Here is a 14,261-nt window from a genome sequence, read left to right as displayed (position 1 = left end):
TGCGCAGCGATCGTTAGCGCTAAACGAAAGAGCAACCGATGAGTAAGCTGTTGATCTTTTCCCTTTCCGCCTTCATTGGCTTCGCCGTATTCAATCCCGCGACAGCCCGGACAATGGACAAGCAGCGCGCGGCCTGCGAACGCGATTCCCACAAGTTCTGCGCGGCGGATGAGCCCAATGCGATCGCCGTCGAAAAGTGCCTGCGCGCGCATATGAACGAGCTTTCAAGCGCCTGCAAACGCCAGTTTAAGGCAAAGCGCCGCTGATTTAGCTTCTCGCGTGAGGAGTGCCGTCGCTAGCGGCGCATTCCGCCGAGGTTGGGCGCGCTGATACGACGACGACGTGTGCTGTCCAGCGCGTCTGTCCGAAGGCGCGCGCTGCTTGATTGCAGCGCCTTCGCAGGCCCACTAAACTGCCGGCCATGAACCGGCTGTCGAAAAGCGCCAAGGCGTGGGGCGTCTTACTTGCCGCCAGCGCGCTGGCTTTGGGCGCTTGCGTCCTATCGGCGCGCGCCGCGTCCTGCGGATCGTCGGCGGCCGGTTTTAGCCAATGGCTCGAGGAGATGAAACGCGACGCTGCGGCGGAAGGCGTTTCGCAACGAACGCTCGACGCTGCGCTGGCCGGCGTAACCTATGATCACGCGGTGATTGGCCGCGACCGCGGACAGCGAATTTTCCACCAAAGTTTCGAGAAGTTTTCGAGTCGCCTGGTGACGCCCGGTCGGTTGAGCAAGGCGCGGGCGCTGCTTCAGCGGCACGCGGCTCTGCTCGCACAGATCGAGGCGCGCTATGGCGTTCCCGGAGCAGTGCTCGTGGCGATCTGGGGACTGGAAACGGGCTTTGGCGCCGACAATGGACGCTTCAGGACGATGCAGGCGTTAGCGACGCTCGCCTATGACTGCAGGCGCTCCGCACAATTTCATGAAGAGCTGAATCATGCGCTGAAGATCGTCGAGCGCGGCGATATGTCCCCGGCTCAGATGCGCGGCGACTGGGCTGGAGAAATCGGCCAGACGCAATTCATGCCGTCCTCCTATCTGAAATATGGCGTCGATTTCGACGGCGACGGCAGACGCGATCTCATACGATCGACGCCGGACGCGCTCGCCTCGACGGCGAATTTCCTCAAGGGCAAAGGCTGGCGCGCTGGCGCGGGCTGGAATGAAGGCGAGCCGAACTTCGCGATTCTGCTCGAGTGGAATCAGGCGCGCGTTTACGTCAAAACGATCGCGCTGCTGGCGACGAAGCTCGCGGGCGCGCAATGAGCGGCGCCGCGCTGTTCGCGCGCATGTCGAATGCTCGCTGAGCGAACCCGCGATCCTAAATTTTAGCAATTCTTCATTGAAAAAGTTCGTTGTTCTAATTTTCGACTAGGCTATAAGGCTCACGGTTCCGTCGCCTCACCAGCGCAGGTTTTGCCATGTCTCACGCCTCAGTCTCAAAATTTCGCCGTGGCATATTCATGCTTGCGCTTTGTGCGGGCGCGTTCGGCGTTCCGCTCTCCGCGTCAGCGGAAAGCAAGCTGCCAAAATGCACCGCGGAAAACATCTCGAAGCAGTGCTTCGGCGTCATAACGGCGCCGGACGGCAACCGTTATATCGGTGAGATGAAGGGCGGCAAAGCCAACGGCAAAGGCGCGCTCATTTTTACGGACGGCAAGAAATACGAGGGTCAATTCCGCGACGGCGCGCCAAACGGCAAGGGAACCATCACGCATCCCGACGGCGAGTCCTACACCGGCAATTTCAAGGACGGGAAGAAAAGCGGGCAGGGCAAATTGGTGTCCGCTGACGGAAAAATCTATGTCGGCCAGTTCAAGGACGACGTTCCCCATGGCGCGGGCGCTGTCACCATGCCCGATGGCAAGAAATTCTCCGGAAATTTCGTTGACGGCGAACTTGCTGTGAAGCCGAAAGCCAGCGGCGCGGCGCAAAGCGAACAGAAGGGGCTGAAAGATGGTCTGCCGCCTTGCGACGTCAGCTTGGCGAAGCCTTGGAAGCGCTGCGTCGGCGGGCTGAAGTTTCCGAACGGCGACGTTTATACGGGCGAGTTCCGCGACGGAAAAGCGACCGGGCGCGGCGCGATCACTTTTGCGTCCGGCGGACGATACGTCGGCGAGTTTCGCGACGGCGTCCGTCACGGCAAAGGCACGTTCACGATCGCCAATGGCGAAAGCTATAGCGGCGAATTCGTCAATGGCCGGATCATCGGCAAGGGCGCTTACACATTTCCCGACGGGAAGAAATATGTGGGCGAATTCAGCGACGGACGCCCGCACGGCAAGGGCATTCTCACTTTGCCGAATGGCGCCTCCTACCGCGGCGAATTCCAGAATGGCGAGCCGGACGGACAGGGAACGATGAGCTTGCCCGATGGGCAATCGCAGGCCGGATTGTTTAAAGCGGGCAAATATCAGCCCCAGTAGGCCGCCTGGGCTCGGCGCCAGCAGGGCGGGGCAAGTCGCTCTGTCGGTGGTCGCCAAGGCCGTCGCCGCGCTGAGGCGAAGTCCTTAAAAACGCAAACCCCAGCCCGCAGGGGCTGGGGTTTATAAAGTCTCGGCCGTCTTTCGTTTCGAAGCGCCTTATTGGATGGGCGTGACGATCGAGGCTTGCGAATTGTTGGAAATGGAGGTGTTGTCAGAGTTCGTCTTGCTGATCGTCGCGCCGTCGGAGTCGATGATGCTGCCGATCGCGAAGGCTTGCTTATCGATGTTCACATTGCTCTGATTCTGGTTCCCCGAACCAAGATCGAGAAGGTTTCCGCCGACCGAGCCGTTCTGAACGACGGCGGCGTTATTATTCACGCCGATCTGTGTGACCGTCGAATAGTTGTTGCCATACGCTTGCGACTGATTCTGATTCTGGTTCTGATTGTTCTGACCTTCGGCGAGGGCCGGTCCGGCCGCCAGCATGCACAAGGATATTGTCGCGATCAGCTTTTTCATGGGTCTGGTCCCTGGAAGTTAGCGTTCAGTGTTCGAATATTGCCTACTGTCACCCTTGCTTTGCAGTGCGCGGCGGTCGATCGTTCCGACCTCGACGAACTGCGATAGAATCCTCGATGTGGCCAAAGCGCCACATGTCTCCCGCCTCGTCAAAACGCCTTCCGCATATAGGTGAGGACGTTCGGGAAATTGACGGCGACCGGCAGGCCGCGTCCGCCGAGGTATTGGCCGTTGGCCTGGCTCCATGTCCAGCCGCCTTCCAGTCCGAACGCCCATCCCTCGCCGGCCCAATATTCGGCGTTGCCGACGACGCGCTGACCTCTGACTTGCGTATTGAAGCCAAAAGCGACGTTGCCGAAGCCAAGGAATTCCGGGGCGGAGCCCATGAAGGTCTGAAACGCCGCTCCGGTGATCGAGGTCTTAAACACGGGAGTCCAAAGATGTTCGTAGGATCCCATGAGCGCCTGACCGGAACTCCTCTGGATCGTTCCAGTCGAGCTGCTCACATAGTCGATCGACATATACGGTATGCCGAGGTACGAGAGCGCGCCTTGCGTCGCGGTCGCCGACAGCATGGCCTTGCCGTACATTTCGCCGCCAATGGGACCAATAAGTCCGCTCCACTTCCAACGATATTCGCCGGCAAGCTGCGCAGCCCAGCCCCAAGTGGAGTATTTCGGCATGAAGGAATTGTAGGCGTTGGCGGAGACATCCCTGATTTCGTGCATAGCTCCCGACGCGTGGATAACGAAGGCGGGCGCGCCGATGCGCAATTGCGCAACAAAGTCCGGGTATCCCATGCCCGTCGGATATCTGGACAGAACTCCGTCCGGATAACGCCTTAGCGTCGGATCTTCAGCCGAGACGCTGATCGAAGCGCCCAGGCGCGGCAGGAGATCTGGGAGAACGTTGATGTTTTCGATTCTGTGGGTGTACGAAACCGCCGGCGTCGTCATGTAGGACGCGTAGCCGGGCATAAAAGTGTAGCCGGTGCGGCTGAAGCTGAATAGCGATGGCTGGAGTCCGACGCGCAGCCCGCCGAATTGAATCCAGGCCTGATCGAAAGCGCCTCTCCAATAATGCCCATTGATCTGGTTCAGGGTGATGCGCGTTTCGCCTTCATAGTTCTTTACCGTCCTGGCGAACAATCCGGCGTTGACGAACACGGAGATCGTTCCGTAATCCGTGTTCCGGAAGGCCAGAAAATTCACCATGCTGTATGTGCCGGTATAAGCGCCGGACGTCGTCTCTTTGACGAGCGGATTTTTCCAATAGTACAGCATCGGCACGGCGGCGCTCAATCCAAGGCCGCTCCATCCGTACCGATATGCAGGAAGCCGCTGCGTCGTGAACGCGATGTCTTCGGTCGCAAAGTCCTTGCCCAGGAAACCGGTAAAGGATCCGTGGACCGCGCCGCAAAAGCCGATGTAGGGAATTTGAAAAAACTGGGTATTGCCGTTCAGATTGCACGGCCCCATCATTTTGAAGACAGGCCGCGGCGCTGCTTTTGCTGCCGGCTGATTGGCGGGACGCTTCTCTTTCACGCGCGTTTTTGACGCGGCGTTGAGTTCCTCGATCGCGCGTGTCGCTTCCAGGATCGATGCATCGACGCCCTTATCGAAGCTTGCCGGCTGCGCGAGCGCAGTCGACGCGCCAGCCATCCCGGCGGCGCAGGCGAAGGATGCGACGATTTTTATGCGCGTTTTCACGGAGCCAGTCCTTTGGACAATCCGGTCAAAAGTTCGTCGTTAGTGCATTCGTCCAAAGCTGTTCGTCGCCGTCAGACCTGGCGGCGTCCAGACCGCCAGGCTCATGCTGTCCGTGGTGAAAAGAGAGAGATAACCTTCCGGGGTTTGATAGGACTGGTAGATCGGACCGTCGGTCGGAATTTGCACCCGAGGCGCTGCGCCATTTCCGACACGGGAGTTTTGCGCGACCGCGGCGACATTCGTGCCCCCCAATTGCGTAATCTGTGAACTGTTATCCATGCCGTTCTGGGTCACGGCCGCGTAATTCTGTCCGCCATAACGCGGACCTTCACCCTGGCTCGTGCTGCCGTTAAACGCACCCGTGGAGTCGCCGACCTGTTGCATCTGCGAATAGTTATTGAGCCCGTTCTGGCTGATCACCGCTTGATTCGCCTGATTGGAGTCCTGAATTCCGTAATAGACGTTCACGAAGCCCGACTGCGAAAGGTCGATGGACGACTGCGATCCGCTGCTGATCCCAATGGCGAAATTGAAAGGCGCGTTTTGCGTCGCCATCTGCGCAAAGGCGGAGTTCATAACGCTCAGGAGGAAGATTGCGGCTAAAAGCGAGGTTCGCGACATCTTCTATTCCCAGCTCTCGAACAATGACGAACAAGCGCGCGAGGCGCTCATTAAAGACTCGGCGCTAAGAACTAGCGCCTGAGAAAAACCGGCTGCCGACAGTCGAAGCGATAGGGGCGATTGTCGCTGCCCGGCACCGGCTCCAAAACCCAGATGTCGTCTCTGAGGTAGTCCTGAGCTTCCGTCTGCGCCAAATAGCCGCCGAGACATGCCGGCGAACTGTCGTCCGCGACAACCGCTACAGGTCGTCGCTGCCTGTGACTCTTGGCGGCGTCGGCGGGAGGCGCAAATACGCAGAACCCGATGAGCGCGATGAGGGCGGCTTGCAGTATCGACTTCATTGGAGTGATCCTTTGAAAGGCGCCCTGCTCACGCCGCCCTCGAAATTCGCGAGCGCCGATTGGCCAAGGAGCCGACCGGCGCTCGTTGCAGTAATTAGTCTTCGATGCTGTTGTGGTTGAGCGTGGCGGCAAAGCCGTCAACCGCAATGGCATTGTCGTTCAGCGAGTCTTCGATCTTGATCGGGTTGAAGGAGTCTTCGATCTTCAGACCGCCAGCGACGCCGCCGTCGTCAGCGATGTTGACGTGGGTGTCGACCGCGATCTTCGACACCGAGGTGTTGTCGATGCGCGTGTTGTTGGAGCCGATGGTGATCATGAAGGCCTTGCCGTCGCCGCCATTGGCGTCGATGCCGTTGCCCACGCCCTGCTGGGTGGATTTGGCGGTCGTGGTCGAATCCTGCGACGAGAGATTGGCCTGAACCGTGGTGAGTTTGGCGGTAGATTCGGATTCGTTGCGGCCGACGCCGACGCCGACGTTAACCGGTTCGATGCTGGCAGATGCCGGGTCCTGGAGCGCAGTGCCCTGAGCGGCGAGAGCGACCGGGATCGCGAGGCCGCCGGCAAGACCGGCCTGATCGGATTCATTGCTCGACAGCGCCACCGCGGCGTTGATCGCCACGACGTTGACGTCGCCGCCGTTGCCGCCATTGCCCGAGTCGACGATGCTGCCGACGCTGAACGCATGCGTGTCCATGTTGAAATCAGCAAAGCGCTGATTGAAAGAGTTGGTCTCCAGATTGATGCCGCCGCCGACGGCGACGTTCTGATTCACAACGCCGACGTTGTTGAGGCCGAGGTTGGTGACGCTGCCGACGTTCACGCCCTGCGAGACGGAGGTGTTGATGCCAACCGGCACCGCCACTTGATCGGCGAAGGCGGGAGCGGCGAGCACGGTGGCGATGGCCACAAGCGAGAGCTTTCTCATGGGGAGGATCCTTCAGTGATTTTGTTTAATTCCGACGACCAGCGCGCCGATCATCGTGGCGCAGAGTTGTCCAAGCGCAGTCGATCCGTCCAGCCACTAAATGTCTTGCTAACCAGTTTTAGCAACAACTGTGGCGAAAGTGCAACATTGTAATGCACTGCGATGTACATGGTCTAAATATCAGAGATATTATCAATAATTTGGACGCTGAATGGAAAAAACGTAGGCATTTGGACCTGTGGAGAAACTTTACCATGGAGGGTTTGACATCGTCGTTGGAGTGAAGATGAGAATTATGGAACGTTTCCAAAATGTGAACATTAAATGACTGCCAAAGACTCTTCTTGTATTCCATGGACGTTCGCTGCATAGCTAATCAACTCGAGCGCTCTACGGTCATGCGAGGGAAAAATGAAGGTATTTCACCGATTTAAGCTGATCTCCGCCGCCTTTATCTCATTGGCCGTTACGAGCCCAACTTCGCTGATGGCTCAAGGAGATATGGGCCCGATCGGCACCGTGGTGCTGGAGAATATGGTTGGCGAGCAAAATCCGCCGAGCTATGGGTCTCAGGTGTCCGGATCACGGCCATCCTATAAGCACAGGGCGTGCAAAACTCATAAAATGCATAGCTGCAGGCGCGAAAATCGCTGGAGTAAAGCCAATTAGCATTCATTGCTCAAGTGACAGGTGAAAGCGTTACATGGGAATCGTTTTGCTAAACCGTGGAATGACTCGCCAGCCAGTGAGAGAGGCATGCGCTGAGGCTGTCTCCAGTGATTTATATTGAATAAGATCGTCGAGTTCGGAGTCGTAAGCCTGAACGTCGCGAGGGAGTCGCGCCGATTTGTGCAAACGGCGCGCGCGCTCCGACCCAACACTTGGTAAGGACTTGCTGATCTTGGCGCCGGCTGGCGCCAAAATCTTGGACGCCAAAGTTTCTGCGTGTCCAAGACGCGCTGCGCGCGAAATGTTCAGGGTTGGCCGCCTGCGCGAGCAAGCCCGCTCCTGTTCAACGAATCGATGTCGAAGCGCGGCTTGCGCGAGTCGGCTCTGCGCCGGCGCGAATTCGCGCCTCTTACTTATCTAAAGATGCGCCAACCACGACTTCGGCCAAGAAATTGCGACAAGCGAATCAGTCATTTTTCGCAGCGACGGAATTCGTCGCGTCAAAACTGTCGTCCTGAAGGATGACGACGGGACGCGGCTTGCCAGCGTAATCCTTCCCGCCAAAAACGGTCCAGATTTCGCCGCCGCCTCATTCATCGCCCCATACGGAGGCTGCGTCGACGAAGGCTTGGTCGTCATGCGCCTGCGCGCTCACAGCGACGGCGAGCGACTGCCGATGCGCCTCCTTGCGAAAGCCTGGGGCGCGCATGTCGGGAACCCAGATTTGAATGACCCGTATGGGGACGGCGTTTGGCGCGCCAAACTTCAGCGCCGATTAGGCGCCGGTAGAACGCTCGCTTTGCGTTGGAAGGCGCGCCGACTCCGCCCGACCTCGCGTCTTGAGGAATTTCAAGAGCAACTCCAGTCGCTTTTGGCGGTAGAAGGAACGTAAGCTCGAATCCTCGGGCGCAAGGCCGGCGATCCATTCGGGCGTCTTGCCCCGATACCCCAGCAGACGCGACGACAGGCGCGTCGCGCCGGCAATGTCCGTCACGCCATAGTTGCTCGCATCGAGAAACAGGCGCTGGGCGTGTATGCCTTCCAAATTGGGGCGATAGCTATCGCGGGGCGACGGGCGCGGCGTAAAATTCTCGATGCGTTTTTGAAACCACGAAACGAGCGCAGGATCGTCGGACAGGGATCGCCGCAATTCCGCTTCCACATAGGGCCACTCGCTAAGGTCGTCGATTGGCGGAGCGAGCAAGAAGCTCTCCACCATCGCCTGGCGATCGAGGCTTATCGGATCGTCGGGAAATAGGTCTTCCTTGGCGCGAAGGAAAGAATCCGCAACGCAAACGAATCCTGAAGGCAGATCGGGAATGAAAGGATGGAGGCGCAGGCCTGCGCCGTCATTTTCGCCGCGAAATGTCTGCGCGATTTGATGTTTGCTGCGTAGAAAACTAAAGGCGATGTGGTTGCTGGATGCGGAGAACCCGCTGATCGATAGCGGCGCCGAGAGCGACAGATATTCTCCCGCCAAATAAGCAACAGCGAAGCTGGAATAGGTATCGCAGTGGAAACTATCGAAAACTTTTCCCGTGGTCGCGCGGACTTGCTCAAGCACTTCGCGCGCCACACAGCCGTGATAGATGTTGGGCAATAGCGTTGCGGGCGCGCGTCCCGCCAGAACGTCCTCCATCGTCTGGCGGCCATTCATCCGCTCGACATTTCGTTTGAGCGGAATCTGCAAATGATTCGCAAGATCGTCGCGGGCGATGTTCGGCCAGGAGTAAAGGGCGCTGTCCCAGCTGATCGCTTTCACATTCTGTTTGGCGAATAAGCCGCGCAGCGTCGAAAAAGCGAACGGCAGGAGCGAGTCGTCGTCGCCTATATAGGTGATATATTTGCCGCGCGTGAGGCTGTATGCGAGATTGTAATTATCGCGCATGCACAAAGTCTCTGGCGCGCGGTGGTAGACAATTCTCGGGGAGCCGATCTCTTCGACGACCTGGCGGGTCGCCGGCGAACTGCAATTGTCGCAAACAACGATCTCATAGGAATCGAAGTCCTGCTCCAGGCATGCTTTGAGCGAGAAGCGCAAAGTTGCGGCGCGTTCACGGGTCGGAATGACCAGACTGAAATCAGGTTCGCTCATAAATGCTAGTCCTTATTCTCGCGACTGGAATGTGGAGCGGGCCGTCCGGCCAAGAACGCCGTTCAACCAAGTCGCTCGGCCAGTGAGCGACATTATCCCCCCAAGCATATGCTTGTTTCGCAATAGCGGCGATCATTGCCGGCCCCCTACCTCTGCGCGCCACCAAGCGTAGGTTTCGGCGAGACCCTCATCGAGCGTTCTCGACGGTCGAAACCCCACTTCGTCACGCAATCGGCGCACATCCGCGACAATGCGCGGCGGCTCATCGGGACGGTCGGGCAGCACGCCGACGCGAATGAGATCCGAGCGACCCGCAATCGCGCCAAGACGCTCGGCGATGGAAGCGACGCTCACGCCCTCGCCGCTTGCAATGTTCACGGCGCCCGTCGTCTCGCTTAGAACGAGCGCTGCGAGCGCAGCGCCAGCGTCGCGGGTATCGAGAAAATCGCGCACTGCAAGCCCCCGCGAAAGCGGCGCGGCTTCCCCGCGGGCAAGTTTCGCCGCGAGGGAAGCTACAAGCCGCGCCTCATGCTCGAAAGGCCCATAAAGATAGAACAGGCGCGCCCACGCAAACGAAATATCGCCAAGCTCCTGCAGCACCCGTCGCGCTGCGTCCTTTGCGACGGCGTAAAGGGTCTGCGGCGCGATTTCAGTGGCGCCTTCTTTACACGTCCCGTCGTCCGGCCAGCGATATTCGAAGCATGTCCCAACGCCGACGAAGCGCTGAACGCCGGCGTCAAGCGCGGCGCGCGCAAGAAGTAGCGTTGCGGCCGTCCAGTCGAGATTGTCTCGGCTGGTCCAAAATGCGCCGTGCTCGACGTTCCACGCCAGATGGAGCACAGTATCAGGCCTAACCCGATTGATCAGCGTGACAGCCGCGCCGGGCCCGCGCAAATCTCCGCCATAGGCGACAACACCGCCGTCGATTTTCTCAGCGTGCTGAGCGTGCGCGTGAACTTCGACGCCCGCGCGAACCAGCGCTCCGATCGTCTGCCTACCGACAAATCCAGAAGCGCCCGTCACCAGAACTCGCAACGCGCCCCCCAAAAAGCGTTTGCATGTGCAACGAACGCATACAGAATAGGGACGCCGGCGGCAAATCCGTGTTGTTTCAGCCGCGCCAGGGCGACGGCCAGGCGAGATCCGCCTCGCCGATCACCGCAGGCAGGGCCGGCCAGCTAATCGCAAATCCCGGATCGTCATAGCGCAGCCCGCGCGCCTGACCGCCCATATAGGGCCGGCTCATCTGATAGAGCACATCCGTATCTGGTTCGAGCGTGAGAAAGCCGTGCGCGCAGCCTTCGGGAATGAACAGCGCATTGGCGCTGTTGGCGTCGAGGCGCCGGGCGATCCAGCGTCGGAATGTCGGGCTTTCGCGGCGAAGGTCGATCACGACGTCATGGATCGCGCCCCGCGTCACGCGCACCAGCTTCGCCTCGGCGTAAGGCGGGTCCTGCCAGTGCATGCCGCGCAGCGTATGTAAACGATCGTTGCGCGACAGATTGATCTGCGTCGATGTGAAGGTAAGGCCGGCGGCCGCAAATTCTTGCGGACAATAGATTCGCGCGAAAAAGCCTCGTGCGTCGGCGCGCGGCTCGGCTGCGATCTCGACGACGCCCGGTATTTCGGTCGGCGCGAATCTCAAGCGTCGAATACTCGGGTTTCAGGGACGGCGGTGACGAACTTGCCGCCCCATTGGCGAATTTCGGCCATCTGGCCCACGATCTCCTCCCGCAGATTCCACGGAAGGATCACCAGATAATCCGGCCGCGTGTCGGCGATCGTCGCGGGCGCGCGGACGGGAATCTGACTCCCCGGCAAAAACTTTCCCTGCTTAGCCGTGCTGCGATCGTAAACGCAGACGATGTCATTCGCATTCACCCCGCAAACATTGAGGAAAGTATTGCCCTTGGCCGCCGCGCCATAGGCGGCGACCGTCTTGCCTTCCGCCTTGGCGCGCGCGAGAAAATTCAAGAAGGACGCTTTCACCGCGTCGACCTTTTCGGCGAATCCCGCATAACCTTCGATCGCATCGAGACGCGCTGCGCGCTCGGCGCCGCGCACCGCCTCCAAACGCGGCGTCGGCGCGCGCGCCGCGCCTTTGCGGCACACGAAAAGGCGCAGCGAGCCGCCATGCGTCGGCAGTTCCTCGACGTCGAAAGCGACAAGGCCGTTCGCGGCCAGAACGCGCTCCACCGCCACGAGCGAGAGATAGGAGAAGTGCTCGTGATAGATCGTGTCGAATTGCAGTTCGCGGATGAGATTCAAGACATGCGGAAATTCGAATGTCGCGACGCCGTGAGGCTTAAGGATTTCCGCAAATCCGGCGACGAAATCGCCGATATCGGGAACATGCGCCAACACATTGTTGGCCGCCGTGAGATCGGCGGCGACGCCGCGCGCCGTCAGCTTGCGCGCGGTCTCCTTGCCGAAAAAGGCGACTTCCGTCGGCACGCCTTTGGCGCGCGCCGCCTCCGCGACATTGGCCGCCGGCTCGACCCCCAGCACAGGCACGCCGCGCGCGATAAAATGCTGCAGCAGATAGCCGTCATTTGACGCGACTTCGATCACGAGCGACTGCGGGCCAAGCTCGAACCGCTCGATCATCGCCTCGGCGTAACGGCGGGCATGCGCGACCCAACTGTCGGAATAGGAGGAAAAATAGGCGTAATCGGAGAAGATCGCCTCAGACGACACCGGCGCATCCACCTGCACCAAGAAGCAGGCGTCGCAAACGCGCGCATGGAGCGGAAAGCTCTTGTCGAGTCCCCGCGCGATCTCTTCCGCCGTGACATAGGAGTTGGCGAGCGGCGTCGAGCCGAGATCGACGAAATCATGTTTCAGCGGAGCGCCGCAGAAGCGGCAGGCTGGCGTTTGCATTGTCTTATCCAGGAAGTTTTTCGAAGGCGTCGATCTGCGCGAGCGTCGTCGCCAGAGGGCTGCTTCCCGCGACGGCGCCGCGGTACCAGTCCGCGGTCCAATTGATCGCCAGCCGGCCGGGCAAGCGGTCCCGCCAGCCGAGAAGCGCCCGGGCGCGCGAGGAGTCGACCGCCAGAACATGCATTTCGCGCGAATCCGCCGGCTGATGTTCGTAGCGCGCATCGAGGCCAAGCGCTTTGAGCATTTCCTCGGTGAGTTCGCCCACCGTGATCGGCGTTGTTGGATCGGGCCCGAAATTGAGCGTGTCGGGAAGGGTCTCGCCGCGTTCAAGCGCGTCGACATAGGTCAGATAGCCATGCAGGCAATCGAGCACATGCTGCCAGGGCCGCGTCGCATGCGGCATGCGCAGCACCGGCCGCTCGTTCCTTGCCGCCGCGCGCACGATGTCGGGAACGATGCGGTCGGCTGCGTAGTCGCCGCCGCCGATGACATTGCCGCCCCGCGCGGTGACGATCTTCACGCTGGCGTCTTTGAAAAAGGACTGCGCGTAAGCGCGGGTGACGAGTTCGGCCGCCGCCTTGGACGCCGAGTAGGGGTCCTTGCCGCCGAGGCGCGCGTCTTCCGCGAAGGCGGCGCCTTGCTCGTCATTCGCATAGACCTTGTCGGAGGTGACGACCAGAATAGTCGAAACGTCGGGCGCGCTGCGCAGGGCCTGCAGCAGATGCGCGGCGCCCATGACATTCGTTGCGAGCGTGCCGAGCGGATCGGCGTGCGACCGGCGCACGATCGCCTGCGCGGCGAGATGTAGAACGATTTGCGGGCGGGCCTTTGCAACGGCGGCCTCGACCGATTCGAGATCGTTCAGGTCGCCGAAAGTCGAATTCAGACGCTTGCCGACCTGCGCCATCTCGTAAAGACTTGCATCGCCTTCAGGCGGCAGCGCAAAACCGTAGACTTCGGCGCCGAGTCGATCAAGCCAGAGCGCAAGCCAAGCGCCCTTGAAACCGGTATGGCCGGTCAAAAGAACGCGCCGGCCGGCTAAGGTCTTCCATTTGTCCACGCTTTATTCCCGCCAGTCCAGCTTCATATTTCCTCGCGCCCGCCGGTCGCATTCGGCGCCTCAGCTCCACACCTTCCATGGCGCGTTACCGCTATCCCACAAGGATTCGAGCCGATTCTTGTCGCGCAGCGTATCCATGGGCTGCCAAAATCCCTCATGCTTATATGCGCGTAATTCTCCTTCGGCCGCCAAACGCTCCAGCGGCCTTTCCTCCCAGGACGTCGCGTCGCCGTCGATATAGTCGATGACGGCGGGATTCAGAACGAAAAATCCGCCATTGATGAAGCTCTGGTCGCCAGGCGGCTTTTCGATGAATTTGGTGACGGCGTCGCCTTCGAGAGACAAGGCTCCATAACGGCCGGGCGGCGTCACAGCGGTGAGAGTGGCTTTGCGCCCGTGTGCGCGATGAAACTTGATCAGCGCGCCGATATCCACGTTGGCCACGCCGTCGCCGTAAGTGAAGCAGAAAGGCTGTCCTTCCTTGAGATAGTCGCGAACTCTTTTGAGCCGTCCGCCGGTCATCGACGATTCGCCGGTGTCGACCAGCGTGATCTTCCAGGATTCGCTTTTCCGACTATGAAACTCAACTTGTCCGGTTTCGCCGTCGACGGTTATGTCCGCGTTATGCATGAAGTAATTCGCGAAATACTCCTTGATCATATAGCCCTTATAGCCGAGGCAGACGACGAAGTTGTTCACGCCATGAGCGTGATAGATTTTCATAATATGCCATAATATTGGGCGACCGCCGATCTCGATCATCGGCTTTGGGCGGAGATAAGATTCCTCGGAAATTCGCGTCCCCATGCCGCCCGCGAGTATGACGACTTGCATTTTTTCTCCCCAAATCGGACTTCCGGGCCGGCGAACAGACAGCAGATTCCCACGCGGGCTTTTGAACGTCCACGTATTCCGCAACTTCCCTGATGCTGCGTTTTTGGCCTGTGCGCATGAGAGGGACGAAAGGCGGCATAAGCGATTTCGCAAAACCTAACAATCACGCCACGCCATGAGCCCC

Annotated in this window: 15 protein-coding genes; 3 read left to right on the top strand and 12 right to left on the bottom strand. The window is 59.7% G+C overall.

The features are described 5' to 3' along the window. Positions 1 to 38 precede the first annotated feature (38 nt). The 3 genes from NEI07_RS01460 to NEI07_RS01450 all read left to right on the top strand — a co-directional run bounded on the left by NEI07_RS01460 (position 39) and on the right by NEI07_RS01450 (position 2,424). A complete protein-coding gene (locus tag NEI07_RS01460; RefSeq protein ID WP_256032220.1) occupies positions 39 to 266 on the top strand; it encodes a hypothetical protein in 228 nt (75 codons plus the stop codon). A 155-nt stretch (positions 267 to 421) separates the two neighbouring features. Beyond that, a complete protein-coding gene (locus NEI07_RS01455) occupies positions 422 to 1,264 on the top strand; it encodes a lytic murein transglycosylase (protein ID WP_256032218.1) in 843 nt (280 codons plus the stop codon). A 197-nt stretch (positions 1,265 to 1,461) separates the two neighbouring features. Then, on the top strand, positions 1,462 to 2,424 hold the full coding sequence (locus tag NEI07_RS01450) for an MORN repeat-containing protein (protein ID WP_256032217.1): 963 nt from the start codon (positions 1,462 to 1,464) through the stop codon (positions 2,422 to 2,424). Positions 2,425 to 2,580: 156 nt separating this feature from the next. Here NEI07_RS01450 and NEI07_RS01445 read toward each other — a convergent pair whose 3' ends face one another. The 12 genes from NEI07_RS01445 to rfbF form a co-directional block, all read right to left on the bottom strand. Beyond that, positions 2,581 to 2,943 (bottom strand): hypothetical protein, encoded by a 363-nt coding sequence (locus NEI07_RS01445; protein ID WP_256032216.1) that lies wholly within the window; start codon positions 2,941 to 2,943, stop codon positions 2,581 to 2,583. Positions 2,944 to 3,092: 149 nt separating this feature from the next. Further along, positions 3,093 to 4,652, bottom strand: coding sequence for a porin (locus NEI07_RS01440; protein WP_256032215.1), 1,560 nt, complete (start codon positions 4,650 to 4,652; stop codon positions 3,093 to 3,095). A 39-nt stretch (positions 4,653 to 4,691) separates the two neighbouring features. Next, a complete protein-coding gene (locus NEI07_RS01435; protein ID WP_256032214.1) occupies positions 4,692 to 5,273 on the bottom strand; it encodes a hypothetical protein in 582 nt (193 codons plus the stop codon). A 71-nt stretch (positions 5,274 to 5,344) separates the two neighbouring features. Beyond that, positions 5,345 to 5,614: a hypothetical protein gene (locus tag NEI07_RS01430; RefSeq protein WP_256032213.1), complete on the bottom strand. Its 270-nt coding sequence runs from the start codon at positions 5,612 to 5,614 to the stop codon at positions 5,345 to 5,347. Positions 5,615 to 5,708: 94 nt separating this feature from the next. Beyond that, a complete protein-coding gene (locus NEI07_RS01425) occupies positions 5,709 to 6,521 on the bottom strand; it encodes a hypothetical protein (protein ID WP_256032212.1) in 813 nt (270 codons plus the stop codon). Positions 6,522 to 7,797: 1,276 nt separating this feature from the next. Beyond that, positions 7,798 to 7,938 (bottom strand): antitoxin MazE-like protein, encoded by a 141-nt coding sequence (locus tag NEI07_RS01415; protein WP_256032238.1) that lies wholly within the window; start codon positions 7,936 to 7,938, stop codon positions 7,798 to 7,800. 45 nt (positions 7,939 to 7,983) lie between these two features. Continuing rightward, a complete protein-coding gene (locus NEI07_RS01410) occupies positions 7,984 to 9,303 on the bottom strand; it encodes a glycosyltransferase family 2 protein (protein ID WP_256032211.1) in 1,320 nt (439 codons plus the stop codon). A 132-nt stretch (positions 9,304 to 9,435) separates the two neighbouring features. Next, positions 9,436 to 10,326 (bottom strand): NAD-dependent epimerase/dehydratase family protein, encoded by an 891-nt coding sequence (locus NEI07_RS01405; protein ID WP_256032210.1) that lies wholly within the window; start codon positions 10,324 to 10,326, stop codon positions 9,436 to 9,438. Between the two features lie 88 nt (positions 10,327 to 10,414). Next, positions 10,415 to 10,948, bottom strand: a complete 534-nt coding sequence (locus tag NEI07_RS01400; RefSeq protein WP_256032209.1) for a dTDP-4-dehydrorhamnose 3,5-epimerase family protein — start codon at positions 10,946 to 10,948, stop codon at positions 10,415 to 10,417. Then, the gene (locus tag NEI07_RS01395; RefSeq protein WP_256032208.1) at positions 10,945 to 12,183 is read right to left on the bottom strand and encodes a class I SAM-dependent methyltransferase; all 1,239 of its coding nucleotides are present in this window, start codon (positions 12,181 to 12,183) and stop codon (positions 10,945 to 10,947) included. The genes NEI07_RS01400 and NEI07_RS01395 overlap by 4 nt, the downstream gene beginning before the upstream one ends. Positions 12,184 to 12,187: 4 nt before the next feature. Next, positions 12,188 to 13,243 (bottom strand): CDP-glucose 4,6-dehydratase, encoded by a 1,056-nt coding sequence (gene rfbG, locus NEI07_RS01390; RefSeq protein ID WP_256032206.1) that lies wholly within the window; start codon positions 13,241 to 13,243, stop codon positions 12,188 to 12,190. Between the two features lie 60 nt (positions 13,244 to 13,303). Next, positions 13,304 to 14,077, bottom strand: a complete 774-nt coding sequence (gene rfbF / locus NEI07_RS01385; protein WP_256032204.1) for a glucose-1-phosphate cytidylyltransferase — start codon at positions 14,075 to 14,077, stop codon at positions 13,304 to 13,306. Positions 14,078 to 14,261 lie beyond the last annotated feature (184 nt).

The sequence above is a fragment of the Methylocystis suflitae genome, assembly GCF_024448135.1.
Classification (GTDB): domain Bacteria; phylum Pseudomonadota; class Alphaproteobacteria; order Rhizobiales; family Beijerinckiaceae; genus Methylocystis; species Methylocystis suflitae.
The sequence above is the reverse complement of the archived record's forward strand: the minus strand, read 5'-3'. Positions and strand labels throughout refer to the sequence as shown.

Coding starts and splice junctions, on each gene's coding strand:
- NEI07_RS01460 (WP_256032220.1), top strand. CDS start 39: ATGAGTAAGCTGTTGATCTTTTCCCTTTCCGCCTTCATTGGCTTCGCC.
- NEI07_RS01455 (WP_256032218.1), top strand. CDS start 422: ATGAACCGGCTGTCGAAAAGCGCCAAGGCGTGGGGCGTCTTACTTGCC.
- NEI07_RS01450 (WP_256032217.1), top strand. CDS start 1,462: ATGCTTGCGCTTTGTGCGGGCGCGTTCGGCGTTCCGCTCTCCGCGTCA.
- NEI07_RS01445 (WP_256032216.1), bottom strand. CDS start 2,943: ATGAAAAAGCTGATCGCGACAATATCCTTGTGCATGCTGGCGGCCGGA.
- NEI07_RS01435 (WP_256032214.1), bottom strand. CDS start 5,273: ATGTCGCGAACCTCGCTTTTAGCCGCAATCTTCCTCCTGAGCGTTATG.
- NEI07_RS01430 (WP_256032213.1), bottom strand. CDS start 5,614: ATGAAGTCGATACTGCAAGCCGCCCTCATCGCGCTCATCGGGTTCTGC.
- NEI07_RS01410 (WP_256032211.1), bottom strand. CDS start 9,303: ATGAGCGAACCTGATTTCAGTCTGGTCATTCCGACCCGTGAACGCGCC.
- NEI07_RS01395 (WP_256032208.1), bottom strand. CDS start 12,183: ATGCAAACGCCAGCCTGCCGCTTCTGCGGCGCTCCGCTGAAACATGAT.
- rfbF (WP_256032204.1), bottom strand. CDS start 14,077: ATGCAAGTCGTCATACTCGCGGGCGGCATGGGGACGCGAATTTCCGAG.